Raw genomic sequence first — 19,510 nt, 5'->3', positions numbered from 1 at the left:
TCTCGAAGGTCGGAACGGGGCGCGGATCAGCGCGAAGCAAGGCGGTCTATGGCGGCGGCATAGCCTCGATGGCCATGCTCGAGCGTGCGTGCCACCCGTCCGGTGGTGGTCACGCTGACCCCGGTGCGCTCGTGGATCTCGCGATACGGCACGCCCTGCTGCAGCAGCGGCACCACCTTCCAGCGGTCGGCCATGGCTTCCAGTTCAGCGGGGGTGCACAGGTCGCGCAGGAACGCTTCCACCTGCTCAGGCTCGCGCAGGGCGGCAAAGGCCCGGGCCAGGGCTTCCAGGTCGGCCTTCGGGTCTTTGGCGGCAATTTCGGGGCGGGCTTTCACGGGGTCGTTTCCATGCATCAATGTAATAGCGCGTTAGTACATTAGCGCATTCTTGCGCGGTGCGTCAAATCCGGGCGGCGTGGGGTCAGATCCGTTTTCCTGCGGAAAACGGATCTGACCCCTTAACGGGCAGCCGGAAACGAAAAACGCCCACCAAAGGTGGGCGTTTTTCTTTTTAATCATAGATTCGGCACAACTCAGGGCTTCAAGCAGCGCACCTCGGCCTGCAGCGCCCCGCGCCGCAGGCATTCGCCGAGCAGGCTGCCCTGCCGGCTCGGCAGGGACTGGATGTTTTCCAACGCACCCACGCCCGCCGGGCACTTCTGTGCGGCCAGGGCCTGCAGGTCGCCTTCGAGTTGCGCGCGGTCGATCACATGACAACGATCAACCTGCAGCCGGTAGTGGTCCGGACCGATGCGCGTGCTGTGCAGCGACGGGTCACTCTGGCAGCCGGCCAGCAGGAGGACGAACAGCCCTCCTGCCGCGACCCGCATCACACCATCGCCTTCGACTGCTCCAGCTCCACCTGCAGGGTGCTGGCCAGCTCATCGCGGGAGACTTCGAACTGCTGCTCGCGCAGCAGGTCCTTCACCGCCACCACGCCGCGCGCCAGCTCATCCTCACCCGCCAGCACCACGAAGCGGATACCGGCCTTGGCGGCGTACTGGAACTGCTTGCCGATCTTCTTCGGCTCCATCTGCACTTCGGTGTTGATGCCACCGGCGCGCAGGCGACGGGCGATGTCCAGCGACTGCGGCATGCCCTGCTCGTCCATCAGCGCCACCAGCGCCTGCACGCTGCTGGCTTCGATGCCGTCGATCAGGCCCGCCTCGCGCAGCTGCCAGAACAGGCGCGACAAGCCGATGGAGATGCCCACGCCCGGCAGCTTCGACTTGCTGTAGTGGCTGGCCAGGTCTTCATAACGGCCGCCCGAGCAGATGGAGCCGATCTGCGGGTGGTCGGTCAGCGTGGTCTCGTACACGGTACCGGTGTAGTAATCCAGGCCACGCGCAATCGAGAAATTCAGGCAATAGGCGCTTTCCGGTACGCCCAGGGCCTGCACCAGCTGCAGCACTTCGCGCAGTTCGGCAACACCGGTGCGCAGCGTTTCCGACGAAGCTGCGCCGGTTTCCAGCGCAGCCAGCTGGGTCAGTGCATCGGCATGGCCCTGCGAACGCACGGCCACGAACGCGAGGATCTTCTCGACCTGTTCGGCCGGAATGTTGAAGCCCTCGCCTACCAGCGTCTCGCGCACGTAATCGGCACCACGCTTGTCCAGCTTGTCCACTTCGCGCAGCACCGCCAGCTGGCGCTCACCCTCGGCCACGCCCAGGCTTTCGAAGAAGCCGCGCATCAGCTTGCGGTTGTTCAGCTGGATGCTGAAGTCGCCGATGCGCAGTTCCGAGAACACCGCCTGGATGACCGCCAGCACTTCAGCGTCGTAGCGCACGCTCAGGCTGTCCTTGCCGATCACGTCGATGTCGCACTGGTAGAACTCGCGAAAACGACCGCGCTGGGCGCGCTCGCCACGGTACACGCGCTGCATCTGGTAGCGGCGGAACGGGAAGGTCAGTTCATGTTCGTGCTCGGCCACGTAGCGCGCCAGCGGCACGGTCAGGTCGAAACGCAGCGCCATTTCCGGCAGCGAACGATCACCCGATTCGGCGGCGTTGGCCAGCGCACCGGTGGACTGCACGAAATACACCTGGCGCTCGGTCTCGCCACCGGACTTGGTCAGCAGCACGTCGGACAGCTCGAACACCGGCGTCTCCACCGGCAGGAACCCGAAGCGCTCGTAGTTGCGGCGGATCACGTCCAGCATGCGCTGGAACGCAATCTGCTCGCGCGGCAGCAGTTCAAGGGTGCCGGGCGGGGTACGGGGCTTGATCACGGGCGGAACTCCTGCTGGAACGGGACGTGGGAGGGGGCGACATTCTAGCGCCCCCGCCTCGGGCAGGGTCGAACGGCCGCTTGAAGTATCATAAGGCCCTCCCCGCCCGCGATACGCCCCCGCAACATGTCACGGCCTTCCGGCGCCCCGCCCGCCACCAACGATCCCGCCTCGCCGTCCTGCACCACGCTGGACTGCCTGCACTGCTCGGTTCGCCACCTTGCGGTGTGCTCGGCGCTGTCGCCCGATGAAGTGCAGGCACTGGAACAGGTCACCGTTTCCCAGCAGGTCAGCATGGGCAGCACCCTGGCCCGCACCGGCGAAGAGCGCGACCATGTCTATACATTGACTGGCGGCGCCCTGCGCCTGGTGCGCACCCTGGCCGACGGCCGCCGCCAGATCAATGGCTTCGTACTTCCCGGCGACTACCTGGGGCTGAGCGGCAGCGACCACCACCGCTACGATATCGAGGCTATCGCCGACAGCCGCGTGTGCCGCGTTGCGCTGCCGCAGATGAAGGCGCTGCGCAGCCGCTTCCCGCACCTGGAGCGCAAGCTGCTGCAGCGTGCCTGCCAGGAACTGGACGCCGCACAGGACGCCGCACTGGCACTGGCGCGGCTACAGCCGGCCGAGAAACTGGCCGACTTCCTGCTGCGCCTGGCCGCGCGCGAGGCCAAGCTGGGCGGCGATGGCCTGCGCGTCTCGCTGCCGATGGGCCGTGGCGACATCGCCGACCATCTGGGCCTGACCATGGAAACGGTCAGCCGCACCTTCACCAAGCTGCGCCAGCAGGGGCTGATTGCCCTGCCCCACCTGAACGTCGTGGAGATCCTCGACGAGGACGGATTGCGCGGACTGGCGGGCGAAGGCCTGGCCTGACCTCCGCCAGCGCTCGCCGGGAATGGCCCGGCGCTACCCCGCTCGCTGACCTTCGGTAGCGCCGGGCCATGCCCGGCGGCTCTTGCTCAACCCAACAACACCTCACGCAACGCCGCGTAATCGGCCGCCAACGGTTCCGCGTGCGCAGGCCGCTGCAACAGTGCATCCAGCGCCGGCGGCACCGCCACCGCTTCGCCAATCAACGGCTCCACCACCGCCTCGAACTTGGCCGGATGTGCGGTGGCCACCACCGCCCAGTCGCCCTTGGCACCGCGTGCGCGCAGGTCCTGAAGCACCTTCACCGCCGTCGCCGTGTGCGGGCAGAACAGCTCGCCATTGCTGGCATGCGCAGCCGCAATCGTGGCGCGGATGGTCACGTCGTCCACCGCAAACGCACGGAAGGCCGCACGCAGCTCCGCGTCATCGCTGTGGTAGAGCCAGCGCAGACGCTCGAAGTTGCTCGGTGCGCCCACGTCCATCGCATTGGCCACGGTGGCCACGCTGGCCTGCGGTTGGTAATCACCGCCATTGAAGTAGGCCGGCAACACCGCGTTGGCATTGGTCGCCAGCACGATCTGCCCGATCGGCACCCCCAGCGCACGCGCCAGCACCGCAGCCATTGCGTTGCCAAGGTTGCCGGTCGGCACCACCAGGTTGAGCCGGCGACGGGTTTCAGCATGATGGGTCAGTGCCGCATGCGCGTAGTAGCTCATCTGCGGCAGCAGGCGGCCCAGGCTGATGCTGTTGGCCGAGCTCAGCGGCACCTGCGCCTGCAGTTCACGGTCGGCCAGCGCCTGCTTGACCATGGCCTGGCAGTCATCGAATGCACCGGCCACACGCAGCGCCTGGATGTTGTCGCCGAAGCAGCCCAGCTGGTGTGCCTGGCGTGGTGACACGCGGCCATCCGGATACAGCACCACCACCCGCACACCGGGCTGGCGATGGAACGCCGCCGCCACCGCGGCACCGGTATCGCCGGAGGTGGCGACGACAATGGTCAGGTCGCGGTCCTTGCCGGCCTGCAGCCGCGACAGCGTACCGGCCAGGAAGCGCGCGCCGATGTCCTTGAACGCTGCCGTTGGTCCATGGAACAGCTCCAGCACGTGATCACCGTTGCCGAGCGGGCGCAGCGGCACTGGGAAATCGAACGCTTCCCGGCAGATCGATGGCAACACAGACTCCAGGGCGTCGCCGGCAAAGAACGGCGCCAGCAGGTCGGCGGCGGTATCGGCCAGCGCCGCACCGGCCTGCAGCTCACGCGGCGCCGGCAGCACCTGGGGCACATACAGCCCACCATCGGACGCCAGTCCTGCGGCGATGGCCGCGCTGAGGCCAACGGCTGGAGACTGGCCGCGGGTCGAAACAAATTGCATGGGTTGGGTATCCAGTAAGGGGGAAGGATTCAGCACAGCCGGGCTCCCGGCGCATCCAGCGGCGACACCCAGGCATCGCTGTCGAAACCGGCGACGGCGAATGCCGCCTGCACCGGCGCCACGGCAGCGTGGGCCCGCTCGGCATCTTCAAACCAGGCGAACACGCTCGGACCGGCACCAGAGATGCCTGCCCCCATCGCCTGTGCCGATAGCGCCGCATCGCGTGCTGCCTCGAAGCCCGCAATCAGGCCGGCGCGTCGTGGCTCCACCAGCACATCACGCAGGCCAGCACGGACCAGCGCGGCGTCGTTGCGATGGCAGCCGCTGAGTACCAGCGCGAGGTTCGCGCTCTGCGCCACGAACTCACCCAGCGCATAGCTGCCCTGCAGCGCCTGGCGGGCGCGACGCGTCTCAAGCACCGCGTGTGGGTGCACCAGCAGGCTGTGCCACGTGGCCGGCACCGGGATCGGCAGCAGGCGATCGGCCGTGCACAGCGCGAGGCCGCCCAGCAGCAACGGACCCACGTTGTCACCGTGGCGGCCACCGCTGGCCACTGCTTCGCCATCCAGCGCAAACGGGTAAAGCGCCTCGCGCGACAGCGGCGCATCCAGCAGTGCGTTGGCCGCCACCAGCGCCGCCACGCACGATGCCGCCGATCCGCCCATGCCCGAGCCGAACGGAATGCCCTTGTCGATCTCGATGGCGAAACCGAAGTCCAGTCCGAGCCCTGCGCGCAGCGACATCAGCGCAGCTCCGGCGGTATTGCCGGCCGCTTTCAACGGCAGCTCGACCGCACTGCCCCGGATCGCCTCGATGCGTACCATCGGCTCATCGATGCGGCGCACGCTCACAGTATCGCCAACCCCGGCGATGGCATGACCAAGAATGTCGAAGCCCACCGCCACGTTGGCCACCGACGCAGGCGCAAACGCACGTGCGATCACAGGCGCGCTCCTTCACCGGCAGCCACCCGCAGCAGGTCGGCGAACACTCCGGCGGCGGTCACTTCCGGACCCGCACCCGGCCCCTGCACCACCAACGGGTTGTCGCAGTAGCGGCGGGTACGGAACTGCACCACGTTGTCGGTCAGCCGCAGGTTGGCGAAGGCGTGATCGGCCGGCAGCTCCTGCAGACCCACCGAAGCACCATCGGCGCCCAGCCGCGCCACATAGCGCAGCACGGCACCGCGCGCCCGCGCATCGTGCAACCGCTGCAGCAGGCTGGCATCGGACTCGCCCAGGCGCGCCATGAAGTCATCCACACTGCCCTCGCGCAGCAGCGCCGGCACCAGGCTTTCCACCTGCACCTGCTCCAGGCTGAGCGCATGGCCGGCCTCGCGCGCCAGGATCACCAGCTTGCGTGCCACGTCCACGCCGGACAGGTCATCGCGCGGGTCCGGCTCGGTGTAGCCCATCGACCGCGCCTGCGCGACCAGCGAAGAAAATGGCTGGCTGCCGTCGAAGCGATTGAACAGCCAGGCCAGCGTGCCGGAGAAAATACCTTCGATGGCCAGCACCTCGTCGCCCGTATCCATCAGATCACGCAGTGTGGTGATCACCGGCAGGCCCGCGCCCACCGTGGCCTCGTAGCGGAAGCGCGCACCACTGGCGGCCGCAGCAGCACGGATGCGCTGGTAGCGTGGCAGCGGCCCGGCACCGGCCTGTTTGTTCGGGGTGACCACATGGATGCCGGCCGCCAGCCAGCCCTCATAACGCTCGGCCACCTCGGCGCTGCCACTGCAGTCGATCACCACCGCATGCGGCAGGTGCGCGGCCAGCAGGTGTTCGGTGAAGCGATCGAGGTCGCTGGACTCGCCCGCGTCCTGCAGTGCCTCCCGCCAATCGGCGTGCAGGCCATCCACTTCCAACCGCATGCGCGAGCGCGAGGCCAGCGCACGCAGGCGCAGGTCGACATTGGCCTTGGCCAGCAGTTGCGGGCGCGCCGCCAGCAGCTGGTCAAGCAGTGCCGCGCCGACATTGCCCGGCCCGATCACGCCCACCGCAAACGTCTGCGGCGACAGCCAGAAGCCGGCATGTGCGGCGCGCAATGCGCGGGTGGCATCGGCACTGTCCACCGCCACCGAGATGTTGCGCTCCGACGAGCCCTGCGCGATCGCCAGGATGTTCACCTGCGCACGACCCAGGGCTTCGAACAGGCGGGCCGCCACGCCCGGCTGGCCGGCCATGCCATCGCCCACCGCGGCCAGCACGCTGACGCCCCCGCTGACCTGGACGCGCTGCACTTGGCCGACCGACAGTTCATGCGCGAATGCGTGCAACAGCGCCTCGCGCCCCCGCGCGGCTTCGGCGGCACGCACCACGCAGCAGATCGAATGTTCCGACGAGCCCTGCGAGATCATCACCACCGACACCTGCGCCTGGCGCAGCGCGGCGAACACACGCTCGGCCGTACCGGGCACGCCGATCAAGCCGGTGCCTTCCAGGTTCAGCAGGGCCAGCCCGGGGCTCAGGGTCAGGCCCTTCACCGGCCCACGCGGTGAGCGCTCTGCCGAGATGCGCGTACCGGGATGCGCCGGCTGGAAGGTATTGCGGATGAAGATCGGCAGGCCCAGGCGGATCGCCGGCGACATCGTCTGCGGGTGCACAACCTTGGCCCCGAAATAGGCCAGCTCGCAGGCTTCGTCGTAGCTCAGCGATTCCAGCTGTACCGCCTCGGGCACCAGCCGCGGGTCGGCCGACAGCACGCCATCGACATCTGTCCAGATGTGCAGTTCATCGGCGTTGAACAACGCGGCGAAGATCGCACCGGAATAGTCGCTGCCATTGCGTCCGAGCGTGGTGATGCGATCGTGGCGGTCACGGGCGACGAAACCCGTGGCAACCACCCGCGGCTGGGGATGCTGCAGGCGCCACTTGGCCAAGCGGTCCGCACTAGCTTCCCAGTCGACATCCACACCCAGTTCGCCATGGCCGACCACCAGCACATCGCGCGCATCCAGCACCGCGCAGTCTTCGCCCAGCGCCTGCAGGTGCGTGCCGAGCAGCTGCGCGGAGAATACTTCGCCCAGGCCCTGCACGCGGTCGAGTACTTCGCGCGGCAGCTCGCCGATCACCGCCAGCGCCGCCAGTACCTCGGCCAACTGCTCGAAGCGGGCATCGATCCATTCCACGGTCTCGCCCACCTGCTCGCCCAGCAGCGCCACGGCTGCGCCCCGATGGCGTGCGCGCAGCGCATACCAGGCCTCGCGCCACCCTTCGTCGCCCTTGGCCGCCAGCTGCGCCAGCTCGATCAGCGCGTCAGTGACGCCCTTCATTGCCGAAACGACAGTGACCTGCAGCGATTCGGGACGCGCCAGCAGCAGGCCGGCGACATGGCGGTAGCGCTCGGCGTCGGCCACCGACGTGCCGCCGAACTTGTGCACGACGATGGACGGTGCGGCCAGATCGGCCGGGGCAACGGGTTGGGCGGGGGCGTGGGAAGACATGCAGACCTCGGCAGGAGGCCCCGTCGCATGCAAGTGTCGAGTCTCCCCGCCACCTGGATGGTGCGGGGCCGTGGTTTTCGGGAGTTACACGAAGACGACGGGCCGCACCAGGCGAGTGGTGACGGTGGTGGTGGTAATGGTGGTGATGGCGACCGGCACAGTCGAACGGCCCGCAGTGGCGGGGGCGATCAGGCTGGCGTGGGCGGCATCAAGGACCATGGCGTACAGAAAACACTGCACGCCGGGCGGCTGTCAAGTGCTGCGATGCAAAATTTCTCTGCGGCGATCATCGGCCAACGTGCCGGCATTTGGTTGCAACTGAGACAAAGTGGACATCAGCGCGCTTGCGGGCCGTATTCAGCCGGCATGTTCGGCGATTGCCCGCGGCGTGCGATGTGCATGCGCGCACAGCATCACACCCGCCACCAGGAACACGATTGCCAGCGCCTCCAGCAGCGTCGGCCAACGCTGCTGCCAGGCGAAGGCGTACAGCAGCGCGAACAGCGTCTCGAACACAATCATCTGCCCGGTGAGGGTCAGTGGCAGCAGGCGACTGGCCCGGTTCCAGAATGCGTTGCCGAGGATCGAGGCCACCACTGCCACACCCGCACTGATGGCCCAGAACCCGCTCCATTGCGCCGCCGAATGGCTGCCGGTGTGACCGATGAAGGCCATCGGCACCAGCAGCAGGGCCAGGCCACCGGTGGTGACGCCGGTCAGCAGTGACCAGTCGTGGCTGGACAGGTCCGGCCGGCGCGCCAGCCAGCGGCTGTTGCCGATCGAGTACAGTGCCCACGAGAACAGCGCGCCAAACGCGCACAACAGGCCGATCAGGCGCTGCCGCCACGGGGTTGCCAGGTGCTCGGACATCAGTGCCTCCCAGCCGACCAAGGCCACGCCGAGCACGCACAGGCCCAACGCCGGCAGCAGCTGCTTCAAAGGCACTGCACCCTGTTCGCGCACGCCGACCAGGGTGACCACCACCGGAATCAGGCCGACAATCAGGGACGCCGCCGCGCCGCCTGCCCACTGCACCGCGGTGGCCAGCAACAGGAAGTACACGAGGTTGCCAGCCAGGCTCAGCCACAGCAGGCCGATCCATTCGGCGCGACCGAGCTTCGGCGCCAGCCGTTTCCAGCGCGGCAGCAACAGGGCTACGGCAATCAGGCCATAGACCAGGTAGCGACCGGCGGACAGTTGCAGGGCGTTGAACGACTGCAGCACAGCGGGCGCGAGGAAGACCACGCCCCAGAGCGCGCCGGCGGCAACGCCATTGGCGATGCCCAGGGCCATCGGGTTGTTGCGCATTCGGGTTCTTCGGGGGAGAGAGAACAGGCCGCGCAGTGTAAGCGCTGGCCGGTGCACGCTCTTGACCCAGGCTACTGCCCTGCGCTGTCGCTGATCTGTAGAGCCGAGCCCATGCTCGGCTGCGATTGCCCGCTGTGTAGATAAAGGCAGCCGAGCGTGGGCTCGGCTCTACAGGTCAGATGGCGCCCCGGCGCCACGCTGCGGGGGTCTGGCCGCACTCGCGGCGCAGCGCTCGGGTCAGTGCGCTCTGCTCGGAATAGCCTGCAGCGAGTGCGATATCGCAGATCGACGCGGTGCTGGTGCGCAGCTGGTGCTTGGCCCAGCGCAACCGGCACGCACTGAGCCAAGCCTGCGGGCTGAGCCCGAACTCACGCTGGAACAGCGCATGCAAGCGGCTCTCGCCGACACCCACGAACGCGGCCATGCGCGCCACCGGCCACGCCTGGCCGGGCTCCGCCTGCACTGCCGCGCACAGCCCCTGCATGCGTGCGCCACTGCCGGCGGGGGCAAACACCTGCAACAACTGCGGCAACAGCGCCGGCATCGGTTGCCCAGCCTGTACGCTGGCAAGACGCCGGCGCAGCGCCAATGGCAGGTAAAGCCAGCGTTGGCGGCACAGATGCTCCTGCGTGCCGTCATCGAGCACACCCGGGGCACAATCGACGATCACGAAACCATTCGGCCCATCCGCCATCTGGTCATGCGCCTCACCGGCGGCAACGAATGCCCCCTGCAGGACGTCCAGGCGACCACCGCGGCCTTCCATTTCGAATTGCAGTTCACCCCGCAGCGGCAGCACCCACTGCGCATAGTCATGGCGGTCCAGGCCGGTGGCCTGGCCGTAGTGCCGCAGGTGGAAGATGGCGCCCATCGGCGCAGTGTGCGCGTGTAATACCGGCCGCGCAAACCGCTGCTATAGTCGATCCGTCATCCAACGCAGGGAATGCAGGTCATGACCGATCAGTACGTGCGCCTGGTGCTTGCTGCCGGCCTCGGCCTGGCCCTCGCCGCGACGGCCTCCGCACAGCAACGTATGCCACCGGCACCGCATTGCATGGACGCTGTCGGAGTGCAGGAAGTGGAGCAGGCCTCGCCGCGCTCGATTGCCCTGCGCGCTGCGTCCGGCCAGGCCTATCGCATCGATTTCAGCGAGGATTGCCCCGGGGTCCGCGCAGCCACCACCTTGAAGCTGGAAGCGCCCGCCGGTTGGGCCTGCGGCCGACCCAGCGAGCGCGTCGTGGTTGACGGCCGCAGCTGCGCCGTCAGCGCGGTCACGCCGGTACAGAACCGCGACTATGCCAGCGTGACCCGCGACAGCGACCGCCTGCGCACCGCTACCCTGCCCGCCATGACCATCCGCGAACGCAAGGAGGTGCGCCGCAGCTTCGGCGGCTCGCCCTCGTACTGCTTCGCGACCCGCAACGTGCGCGCATGGTCGTCCGATCCGCAGGGCATGCTGGTGGAGACCAATCCGCGCCGCAATGGCGGGCATCGCTACTACCGCGTGGAACTCGGCAGCCATTGCCGCCAGCTTGATCGTGCGCCACAGCTCAGCTTCCACTCCGGCCTGCAGAATGGCCTGATCTGCGGCAATCCCGGCGACCGGGTCACGACCGCCGGGTTCGAAGCAGGCGACCTGCGCCATGACGGGATCGCGCCGCTGCCGCAGTACACCCGCGGCAGCTGCACGATCCAGGCGGTCTACCCGGCCTCCGGCCAGGCGTCGAACTAACCGTCGACGCCGAGGAAGGTGAACGGTGCGCTGGGCACGAACTGGCCCAGTGCATCGCCGGAGAAGGTATTGCGCTGGTCCGGGCCAAGATCCAGCTTGAGCACCTTGCCACCGAAATCGACCTTGTTCAGATCGACCCAGAACGTGTTCGGGGTCAGTGCGGATTCGAAGAAGTACAGCCTCCGCTTGTGGTCGGCCACGGTGCGCCAGCGCGTGGATGAAATGTTCGGCTCGCCCGGCGTGGTGATGCCGTAGGGCACCGAGGTATTGCGGATCACGCTGAACACACTGGCCAGCGCCACGACCGGGTCTTCGGCCTTGGGAATGGCGTTGATGTAGAAAGAGGCGCGCGCGAAGCGGTCGGCGGAACGGTTGGTGCCCGGCAGCATCACCGTGCCACCGATCTGCTGCCAGTAGGTGTTGAGCGCCAGCTGCTGCTCGAAGATCGGCGAGTTGGTCATCACCTGGTAGCGCCGGTCATGATGGATCACCTGACGACCGCCGATGTACTCGACGATGGCGCTGTCGCCGCTGGCATCGGACAGCGACAGGTGCAGCGTCGCCTGGCGATCCTCACCGGGCACCTTGTCCGTGACGATCGAATACGGTTCACGCCTCAGCGCTGCCACCGCCTCGTCCACCGTGGCGAAGTTGTCCAGCACGTACTGTGCCCACAGCGAGATGGCCAGGCCCGGTTTGGTGCCACGCTGCTGTGGATACTCCGATTCGACCAGCCACAGCAGGTTGGCCACCAGGCCCTTTTCGTTCATGCCATCGGTGGTCGACACGTCGTAGCCGGTCGCCACCACCGAGCCGTAGCGCGCGGTCCAGGCCAACGACTTCGGGCCTGCCTGGCCGGTGCGCGCAATGCCGCGCGGCAGTATGTAGAGGTTGGTCGCCACATCGACCTTCCAGTCCATCGAGCGCGCGGTGATCACATCACCGTTGTCGCCCAGGTACACCGCGCGCGTGCAGGCCAGAGCCGGTGCCACGGCTGCGGCCAGCGCGACCACCAGCATCCCTCTTCCCATCCACTTCATCCGTGCCATGTCGTTGCACTCCTTTCCCCGTGATCCGAAGATAGGACCCCAAGCAGGGTGACACAAGGGTGAAGCCTCAACGGACGAAGCGGTCGTGCAGCCAGAATCCTGCAAGCATCGCCGGCACGAACCACAGGGATTCGCGCGATGCCACGGCCAGCCCGGCGATGGCCGGGCCCGGGCAATAGCCCGCCCAGCCCCAGCCGATGCCGAACAGCGCGGCACCCAGCAGCAGGCGAGCATCGACACCCCGGGCAGCAGGCAGCTGGAAGTGGAGCGAGAACCACGGCTGCACGCGCCGCAGCACCCAACGCTGCCCGACCGCACTGACCAGCAGCGCCGAGCCCAGCACCCACATCAGCGTGGGATCGAAGTCGCCCGTGATGTCGAGGAAGCCGAGGACACGACGCGCGTCGGTCATTCCCGAAAGCGCCAACCCCATGCCAAACAATGCGCCCGCCGCGCCGGCGGCCCAGACTGCGCGGCTCATGCCAGGCCTCCGCCATGACGGACCAGGAAGGTGGTCAGCATCGCGCAGGCCATGAACACCAGCACGGCTGCCAGCGAACGCTTTGAGCCGCGGGCCATGCCGCAGACGCCGTGACCACTGGTGCAGCCATTGCCCAGCCGTGTACCGAAGCCGACCAGCAGCCCGGCTCCGATCAACTGCCAGGCCGGCAAAGCATCACGCAGCAACACGCGTGGCGATGCCTCGGGCACCGATTGCCACCACAGGACCAGCCCAGCCGACGCGAGCAGTCCGGCCAGGAAGGCCCAGCGCCAGCCACGCTCGCCTTTGGCTGCGTGCAGGCTGCCCGCGGCGATGCCGCTGATGCCCGCCACGCGTCCGATGGTGGCGAGCAACAGCACCGCAGCGGCGCCGATCAACGCACCACCTGCCACTGCACTCCATGGCACGTTCATGCCCCGCCCTCTTCACTGCCGCACATGGGATTGTCCATTTATTTAGATTATTCTAAATTAGATCATCCTAAACAAAATGGTCAACCATGGCCCGCACCCAGCTCGACAGCGCCGCGATGGCCGAACACGCTTCACAGGCAGCCACGCTGCTCAAAAGCCTCGCCCACCCGGCCCGGTTGCGGGTGCTGTGCCGCCTGGTAGAAGGTGAGGCACCGGTGCCGGAACTGCAGGCACTGACCGGCCTGAGCGCATCGGCGCTGTCACAGCACCTGGCGGTACTGCGCGGACTGGATATCGTGGCGACCCGGCGCGAAGCACAGGCAATCCACTACCGGGTCATTGAAGGGCCGGCGCTGGGCGTGCTGCAGGCGCTGCATGCGGCCTACTGCGGTGGTACTTCGCGCTGAATCCGGCGCAGGCCTTCAACCAGCGTGCAGCACCGGCTGCACCACCTGATCGAGCAGGTCCACCGGCGTCGGTGCCGAACGGTCGCCCTGCAGGGTGCGGGTGAACCCTGACCAGTCACTGGAAGAAAGCTGGCGCAGCATCGCCGCGTCGACCGGGAGCGACCGCATCGCCCAATAGGGAAACTGGCGCTGGCCCAGGCGCCCGCGTGCCAGTTCGATGATGTCGATGTGGCTTCCTGCCTGCAGGATGCGCTCGTAGACCGAATCGATGCCGTCCGGCGGACCCTCGATGTACTGCAGGAAACGTTCGCCGTCATGCAGCAGCACGCCGGTCACCCCTGCCAGCTTGTTGAAACGTGCCGCGTCTTCCACCAGCCGATGCAGGCGCTCGGCGGAAAGGTCCGGCAGCGCCCGGCTGACGTAGGCGATGACGCGCAATGGCATGGCGCTTCCCTGGCAGGATGTGCACCCACGGTAGCAGTTGCGGACGAGTCCGTCTCAGTCCGCCGGGCCGTTGCCTGAAGAGTTCAGGTTGCCGCCATGACCGCGCCGTCGAAACGCCGTGGCAGCACTGCCTCGAACACCACCTGCCCCGCTTCGTTGCGGGCCGCAATGCGCCCGCCGTGCGCGCGGACGAACTGATCGACGATGTACAGGCCAAGGCCCAGGCCCTTGCTCTGGTGGAAGCTGGCCTTGAAGGGCTCGAACAGTCGCGGCAACAGCGCATCATCGATCCGGCCGGCGTTACTGACCCGCAGCAGCACGCTGCGCGGGTCGCGCCCATCCACCTCCACCCTGGCCTCGCTGCCATGGGTCAGCGCATTGCCGACCAGGTTGGCGGCGACCTGGCCAAGGCGATCCAGATCGCCCTGCAGCCGCGTGTCTCCCTGCATGTCCAGGCGGATCCGGTCCATCCCATGCGCGCTGCCTGCTTCGGCCACTACCGCGCGCGTCACGTCGGCCAGATCGCAGGCACTTGCCTCCAGCCTCAGGCCACCGCTGCGGATCCGCGAGAAATCCAGCAGCTGCTCGACCATCCGCGCCATCCGCAGGGTGCTGGCTTCCAGGTGCTGAAGAGTCTGCTGCGCGCCTGCGTTGCCTTCCGGAAGCTCCAGCGCCAGCTTGTCGGTGCACAGCAGGATCGCCGACAGCGGCGTGCGCAGATCGTGGGTCAGCACCGCGGCCATCGTCTCGTTGAGCTTCAACGCGCGCTCCAGTGCCTCGTTGCGCGCCTTCAGCAACTGCCGCTGCTGGTACAGCTCGATGAAGACATTGACCTTGCTCAGGATCACCTGTGGCGCCACCGGCTTGTGCAGGAAATCCACGGCGCCGCTCTCGTAGCCCTTGAAGACGCGCAGCGGATCGTCAGGCGAGGCGGTCAGGAAGATGATCGGCACGTCGCGACTGCGATGCGAACCGCGCATCAGCTCGGCCAGGGTGAAGCCATCAATCTCGGGCATGTGCACGTCGAGCAGGGCCAGGGCCACTTCGTGCTCCAGCAACAACTCCAGTGCCTGCGCACCCGAGCCAGCCAGCAGCAGGTTGACCCCTTCGCGCTGCAGCAATGCCTGCATGGCTACCAGGTTCTGCGGCACGTCGTCGACGATCAGCAGGTTGACCCGGGTCTGCGAGTGCGCAGGGTCCGGTGGCAGCAGGTTCATGCAAACGACTCCTTCAGGCGGCGACACATCATTTCAAGAGGCAGCACGGCATCGGCACCGGCGTACTGCAGGGCGGACGCCGGCATCATCGACGCCTCGGCTTCCTCGGGACATTGCAGCCAGGCACGGCCACCGGCAGCACGCACCGCGGCGACACCTTCGCTGCCATCGCTGCTGGCGCCGGTCAGCAACAGTGCAAGCACCTGCGGGCCGAACACCGCGGCGGCGGATTCAAACAACGGGTCGATGGCCGGCCGCGAGAACAGCACCGGCGCATCCACCGACAACGCCAGCGAACCGGCGTCTTCCACCAGCAGGTGGTAGTCCGGTGGCGCGAACGTCACCGTACCGGGCTGCAGTGGCTGCTTGTCCTCGGCCTCGCGCACCGGCAACGCGCAGTACGGCGCCAGCACCTCGGCGATGCGGCTGGTGCGGTCACGCGGCAGGTGCAGCACGGCCAGCACCGGCGCCGGCAGCCCCGACGGCAACGCACCCAGCACGGCCTGCAGGGCCGCGACCCCACCCGCCGACGCACCGATCACCAGCAGCGCGGGACGCGCCGGCACCACCATCAGGCCACCTTCCGGTACAGGCGGTGCTCGCGCGAACAGACCTCGAAGGCATCGTGGTGACGCCCGAACTGCAGCGACTCCTTGCTGCCCAGGCCGAGGAAGCCACGATGCACCAGCGCCTCGCGGAACAGGCCGACGGCGCGGTCCTGCAGGTCGCGGTTGAAATAGATCAGCACGTTGCGGCACGACACCAGGTGCACTTCGGAGAACACGGTATCGGTGGCCAGGCTGTGATCGGCGAACACCACGTTGCGGCGCAGCTGGCGGTCGAACACCGCACCATCGTACGCGGTGGCGTAGTAGTCGGACAGCGACGCCGTGCCACCGGCGGCCAGGTAGTTGCGGCTGAACTGGGCCATCCGGTCGATGCCATAGGCACCCGCCTCGGCGGTGGTCAGCGCGGCCGGATTGATGTCGGTGGCATAGACGATGCTGCGATCAAGCAGACCCTCTTCGTGCAGCAGGATCGCCAGCGACCACACTTCCTCACCAGTGCTGCAGCCGGCCACCCACAGCTTCACCGAGGGATAGGTGCGCAGTACCGGCACCACCTGCTCGCGCAGCTCACGGAAATACGCAGGGTCACGGAACATTTCCGAGACCTGCACCGTGAAGAACTGCATGGCCTGGGCGAACAGTTCCGGCTCGTGCAGCAGGCGGTGCTGCAGGTCAGACAGGCGCTCACATTCGTAACGCTGCATGGCCTGGCGCATGCGCCGGCGCAGCGACGATACCGCGTAGCTGCGGAAATCATAGTGGTAGCGCTGGTAAAGCGCCTCCAGCAGGACCTTCAACTCCAGGTCGAACAGGGCCTGTTCGTTCATTGCCGCGAGCACCAGACCCGGCACAGCGAGACCAGCTTGTCGACGTCGATCGGCTTGGCGATGTAATCGTTGGCGCCCGCCTGCAGGCAGCGCTCGCGATCGTCGGGCATGGCCTTGGCGGTCAGCGCGATGATCGGCAGGTCCTGCAGGTGGCGCTGCGCACGGATCTCGCGCATCGCGGCAAGGCCATCCTTCTCCGGCATCATGATGTCCATCAGCACCAGGTCGACCTCGCGCTCGGCCAGCCGATCCACCGCTTCCTGGCCATTGCGCGCGATCTCCAGCGTGACGCCGAGCGGTTCGAGCACACTGGACAGTGCGAAGATGTTGCGCACGTCGTCCTCGGCCAGCAGCACCGTCCGACCGTCGAGCACGGTGTCGCGACGGCGGGCCTCGCGCAGCAGGCGCTGCTGGTCGCTGGGCAGGCTGGCCTCCACGCTGTGCAGGAACAGGGTCACCTCGTCCAGCAGTCGCTCGGGCGAACGTGCGCCCTTGATGATGATGCTCTTGGAATAGCGGCGCAGGCGCTGCTCTTCCTCGCGGCTGAGCGCGCGGCCGGTGTAGACGATCACCGGCGGGAAACCGACGTCATCGTTGCCGGCCATGTGTTCGAGCAGGTCGTAGCCGCTGCCATCGGGCAGCGACAGGTCCATCACCATGCAGTCGAACGTGACCGTGCTGAGCTGTTCCAGCGCACCGGCCAGGGTGCCCACCGCGACGATCTGCAGCTGGTCGCGACCCAGCAACAGTTCCAGGTTGTGGCGCAGCTCGTTGTCGTCCTCGACGATCAGCAGGCGCCGCACGTCGCGCTGGCTGGTCTGTTCCAGCTGCTCGATGGCCGTCACCAGCCGCTCGCGCGTGGTCGGCTTGATCGCAAAACCGATCGCGCCCAGCTCGCGCGCCACCTGGCTGCGGTCCGTCGCCGAGACCACATGCACCGGGATGTGCCGGGTATCAGGGTTGCGCTTCAGGCGCTCCAGCACGCTCAGGCCCGACACGTCCGGCAGGCCGATATCGAGCAGGATGCCGTTCGGACGCAGTTCGCTGGCCAGCGCCAGCGCCTCTTCCGCCGTGCCTGCCACCACGCAGTCGAAGTCCAGTTCATGGGCCAGGGCCACCAGTGCTTCGGCGAACGTGGCATCGTCCTCGACCGCCAGGATCAGGCGCCCGGCGCGCTGGCGGCGACCGCGGTCGTCGGCTACGCCGGCCATCGCAGCAACCGGCGCTGCCGCGGTCGCAGCGCGTACGGGCGCGGCCGGCAGCACGACCGGCGCCGTCGGCGGCGCTGCCACGGGGACCTCGGCAGCGTCGGCTGCGCTCGCCGCGGGCGCACCCTGCAACGGCAGCTCCAGGATGAAGCAGCTGCCGCGCCCGGGCTCACTGTCGACCTGGATGCCGCCGCCCATGCGCTCGGCCAGATCGCGCGAGATCGACAGGCCCAGGCCGGTACCGCCGTAGCGACGGCGGGTGCTGCCATCGGCCTGGCGGAACGCTTCGAAGATGACATCCAGCTGCTCGCGGGCAATGCCGATGCCGGTGTCACAGACCTCGAACCGGATGCGGCCGTTGCCGCCGGCACGCACGTGCAGGCTGACCTTGCCATGCTCGGTGAACTTCACCGCGTTGGCCAGCAGGTTCTTCAGGATCTGCTGCAGCCGCTGGCCGTCAACCACCATCTGGCTCGGTGCCAGGGCGTCGGCCTCGATCTGCAGGGCCAGGCCCTTCTGCCGCGCCATCGGCTCGAACGTCTCGCGCAGGCGCTGCAGCGCGCTCTCGACCACCACCACTTCATCGGACAGTTCGACATGGCCGGCCTCGATGCGCGACAGGTCGAGGATGTCGTTGATCAGCGCCAGCAGGTCGTTGTTGGACGACAGGATCGCGCGGGCGTACTTCACCTGCTCCTCGGTGAGCGTGCCGTCCTTGTTGTCGGCCAGCAGCTTGGCCAGGATCAGCGAGCTGTTCAGCGGCGTGCGCAGCTCGTGCGACATGTTGGCCAGGAATTCGGACTTGTAGCGCGACGTAGCCGCCAGCTCGTTGCTGTTGCGCACCAGCTGTGACTGTGCAACCAGCAGCGCCTGCTTCTGCGCTTCCAGCTCGTGGGTGCGCTCTTCCAGCTGCACGTTGCTCTGTTCCAGCTCGGCCTGCTGCTCTTCCAGATGGCTCTGCGACTGCTGCAGGCTGCGGCTCTGCTCTTCCAGCTCTTCGTTGGCCACCCGCAGCTCTTCCTGCTGCGCCTGCAGTTCCTCGCCCTGCCGCTGTGATTCTTCCAGCAGCACGACCAGCTGTGCGCGCAGCAGCGAAGCGCGCAGGGCCATGCCGATCGTCTCGGCGCAGCGCTCCAGCAGCTCACGATCCAGATCACGCTGTTCACCCGCCCGCGCGCGGCCCAGCTCGACGACACCGACCACCGCACCATCGCTGCTGATCGGCGCCAGGATGCGCTCGCGCACCGGCAGCCGGCCCAGGCTGGTCTGCAGTTCGAGCACGGCAGCGTCTTCGCCGCGCAGGTGGCGGATGCGTTCGTCCCGCGCAACCTGCCCGGCCAGTCCTTCGTGCAGGGCCAGGGAGGCCGGCGTCCCAGAGGGCAGCGCCACGCCACCGGTCAGCTGCAGCCGACCGCCGTCCAGCCGATAGACCGCACCGACCTCTGCGCCCAGCTGCCCGGCCAGGCTCACTGCTGCCGCTTCGGCGATCTGCTCCGGCCCGAGGTCACCGCGCAGGCTCATCGCCACGGCATTCTCAGCCTCCTGCAGCCAGAGCGCGCGCATCGCCTGGCGCCGGACCTGGATCGCGCGCGAGACGATCAGTGCGATCATCAGGAAGGCGCAGCCACCCACGGTACGGTTGACAAGCGAGAACGACGAATTGTTGCTGGCTGGCGCAACGTTGAAGCCGATCACCAGCAGGACACAGGCGATCACCGCGACCACGAACGGCGCGCGTGCACTGCGCTGGAACACCGTCACGCCGACCGCGAGGAAGTAGGCCAGCCATACCGCGTAGCCGAGCGGGACGACCAATTCCAACGCGATGGTCGCGGCCAGGAGCAAGGCGGACGTCATCCAGATCCAGCGGTCACGCGTAGTCGCACCAGGACGCATGCAGGTCGGTTCCAG

General features: G+C 67.6%; 19 protein-coding genes. 3 read left to right on the top strand and 16 right to left on the bottom strand.

Annotated features, from left to right (window positions below; genetic code table 11):
- Positions 1-26: 26 nt before the first annotated feature.
- The 3 genes from V3B41_RS12560 to hisS form a co-directional block, all read right to left on the bottom strand.
- A complete protein-coding gene (locus tag V3B41_RS12560) occupies positions 27-335 on the bottom strand; it encodes a YerC/YecD family TrpR-related protein (RefSeq protein WP_005416326.1) in 309 nt (102 codons plus the stop codon).
- 197 nt (positions 336-532) lie between these two features.
- On the bottom strand, positions 533-829 hold the full coding sequence (locus V3B41_RS12555) for a hypothetical protein (protein ID WP_049426989.1): 297 nt from the start codon (positions 827-829) through the stop codon (positions 533-535).
- Positions 829-2,226: a histidine--tRNA ligase gene (gene hisS / locus V3B41_RS12550; protein ID WP_049426987.1), complete on the bottom strand. Its 1,398-nt coding sequence runs from the start codon at positions 2,224-2,226 to the stop codon at positions 829-831. Before hisS ends, V3B41_RS12555 begins: the two co-directional genes overlap by 1 nt.
- Before the next feature lie 126 nt (positions 2,227-2,352).
- Between hisS and V3B41_RS12545 the strand changes: the two genes are divergently transcribed.
- Positions 2,353-3,105, top strand: coding sequence for a helix-turn-helix domain-containing protein (locus V3B41_RS12545; protein WP_049426985.1), 753 nt, complete (start codon positions 2,353-2,355; stop codon positions 3,103-3,105).
- A gap of 86 nt (positions 3,106-3,191) precedes the next feature.
- On the opposite strand, the gene thrC is transcribed toward V3B41_RS12545, so the two are convergent.
- The 5 genes from thrC to V3B41_RS12520 form a co-directional block, all read right to left on the bottom strand.
- Positions 3,192-4,478, bottom strand: a complete 1,287-nt coding sequence (thrC, locus tag V3B41_RS12540; protein ID WP_049426983.1) for a threonine synthase — start codon at positions 4,476-4,478, stop codon at positions 3,192-3,194.
- A gap of 29 nt (positions 4,479-4,507) precedes the next feature.
- Positions 4,508-5,422 (bottom strand): homoserine kinase, encoded by a 915-nt coding sequence (locus tag V3B41_RS12535; RefSeq protein WP_049426981.1) that lies wholly within the window; start codon positions 5,420-5,422, stop codon positions 4,508-4,510.
- Positions 5,419-7,923 (bottom strand): bifunctional aspartate kinase/homoserine dehydrogenase I, encoded by a 2,505-nt coding sequence (gene thrA / locus V3B41_RS12530; RefSeq protein ID WP_100443546.1) that lies wholly within the window; start codon positions 7,921-7,923, stop codon positions 5,419-5,421. Before thrA ends, V3B41_RS12535 begins: the two co-directional genes overlap by 4 nt.
- A 357-nt stretch (positions 7,924-8,280) precedes the next feature.
- Positions 8,281-9,231, bottom strand: coding sequence for a DMT family transporter (locus V3B41_RS12525; protein WP_197619609.1), 951 nt, complete (start codon positions 9,229-9,231; stop codon positions 8,281-8,283).
- 175 nt (positions 9,232-9,406) lie between these two features.
- Positions 9,407-10,102: an AraC family transcriptional regulator gene (locus V3B41_RS12520; RefSeq protein WP_049430935.1), complete on the bottom strand. Its 696-nt coding sequence runs from the start codon at positions 10,100-10,102 to the stop codon at positions 9,407-9,409.
- 81 nt (positions 10,103-10,183) lie between these two features.
- Between V3B41_RS12520 and V3B41_RS12515 the strand changes: the two genes are divergently transcribed.
- Positions 10,184-10,963: a DUF6491 family protein gene (locus V3B41_RS12515; RefSeq protein ID WP_049430937.1), complete on the top strand. Its 780-nt coding sequence runs from the start codon at positions 10,184-10,186 to the stop codon at positions 10,961-10,963.
- Here the strand turns inward: V3B41_RS12515 and V3B41_RS12510 are convergent.
- The 3 genes from V3B41_RS12510 to V3B41_RS12500 all read right to left on the bottom strand — a co-directional run bounded on the left by V3B41_RS12510 (position 10,960) and on the right by V3B41_RS12500 (position 12,927).
- On the bottom strand, positions 10,960-12,012 hold the full coding sequence (locus V3B41_RS12510; RefSeq protein ID WP_049430938.1) for a linear amide C-N hydrolase: 1,053 nt from the start codon (positions 12,010-12,012) through the stop codon (positions 10,960-10,962). The genes V3B41_RS12515 and V3B41_RS12510 overlap by 4 nt on opposite strands.
- A 67-nt stretch (positions 12,013-12,079) precedes the next feature.
- Positions 12,080-12,493 (bottom strand): DUF6691 family protein, encoded by a 414-nt coding sequence (locus V3B41_RS12505; RefSeq protein ID WP_049430940.1) that lies wholly within the window; start codon positions 12,491-12,493, stop codon positions 12,080-12,082.
- Positions 12,490-12,927 (bottom strand): YeeE/YedE family protein, encoded by a 438-nt coding sequence (locus V3B41_RS12500; protein WP_049430942.1) that lies wholly within the window; start codon positions 12,925-12,927, stop codon positions 12,490-12,492. Before V3B41_RS12500 ends, V3B41_RS12505 begins: the two co-directional genes overlap by 4 nt.
- Before the next feature lie 86 nt (positions 12,928-13,013).
- Here V3B41_RS12500 and V3B41_RS12495 point away from each other — a divergent pair, with 86 nt between their 5' ends.
- On the top strand, positions 13,014-13,334 hold the full coding sequence (locus V3B41_RS12495; protein ID WP_049430946.1) for a metalloregulator ArsR/SmtB family transcription factor: 321 nt from the start codon (positions 13,014-13,016) through the stop codon (positions 13,332-13,334).
- A 15-nt stretch (positions 13,335-13,349) separates the two neighbouring features.
- Here the strand turns inward: V3B41_RS12495 and V3B41_RS12490 are convergent, their stop codons facing one another.
- From V3B41_RS12490 to V3B41_RS12470, 5 genes are all read right to left on the bottom strand, one after another.
- The gene (locus tag V3B41_RS12490; RefSeq protein ID WP_049430948.1) at positions 13,350-13,778 is read right to left on the bottom strand and encodes a BLUF domain-containing protein; all 429 of its coding nucleotides are present in this window, start codon (positions 13,776-13,778) and stop codon (positions 13,350-13,352) included.
- Positions 13,779-13,861: 83 nt separating this feature from the next.
- Positions 13,862-14,995, bottom strand: coding sequence for a hybrid sensor histidine kinase/response regulator (locus V3B41_RS12485; RefSeq protein WP_049430950.1), 1,134 nt, complete (start codon positions 14,993-14,995; stop codon positions 13,862-13,864).
- Positions 14,992-15,567 (bottom strand): chemotaxis protein CheB, encoded by a 576-nt coding sequence (locus tag V3B41_RS12480; protein WP_049430952.1) that lies wholly within the window; start codon positions 15,565-15,567, stop codon positions 14,992-14,994. The genes V3B41_RS12485 and V3B41_RS12480 overlap by 4 nt, the downstream gene beginning before the upstream one ends.
- Positions 15,567-16,391 carry a CheR family methyltransferase gene (locus tag V3B41_RS12475; protein WP_049430956.1) on the bottom strand — a complete coding sequence of 275 codons (825 nt, stop codon included), beginning with the start codon at positions 16,389-16,391 and terminating at the stop codon, positions 15,567-15,569. Before V3B41_RS12475 ends, V3B41_RS12480 begins: the two co-directional genes overlap by 1 nt.
- Positions 16,388-19,495 carry a response regulator gene (locus tag V3B41_RS12470; protein WP_049430959.1) on the bottom strand — a complete coding sequence of 1,036 codons (3,108 nt, stop codon included), beginning with the start codon at positions 19,493-19,495 and terminating at the stop codon, positions 16,388-16,390. Before V3B41_RS12470 ends, V3B41_RS12475 begins: the two co-directional genes overlap by 4 nt.
- Between the last annotated feature and the right edge of the window lie 15 nt (positions 19,496-19,510).

This window comes from Stenotrophomonas sp. SMYL89, assembly GCF_036319985.1.
GTDB lineage: Bacteria > Pseudomonadota > Gammaproteobacteria > Xanthomonadales > Xanthomonadaceae > Stenotrophomonas > Stenotrophomonas maltophilia_Q.
The sequence above is the reverse complement of the archived record's forward strand: the minus strand, read 5'-3'. Positions and strand labels throughout refer to the sequence as shown.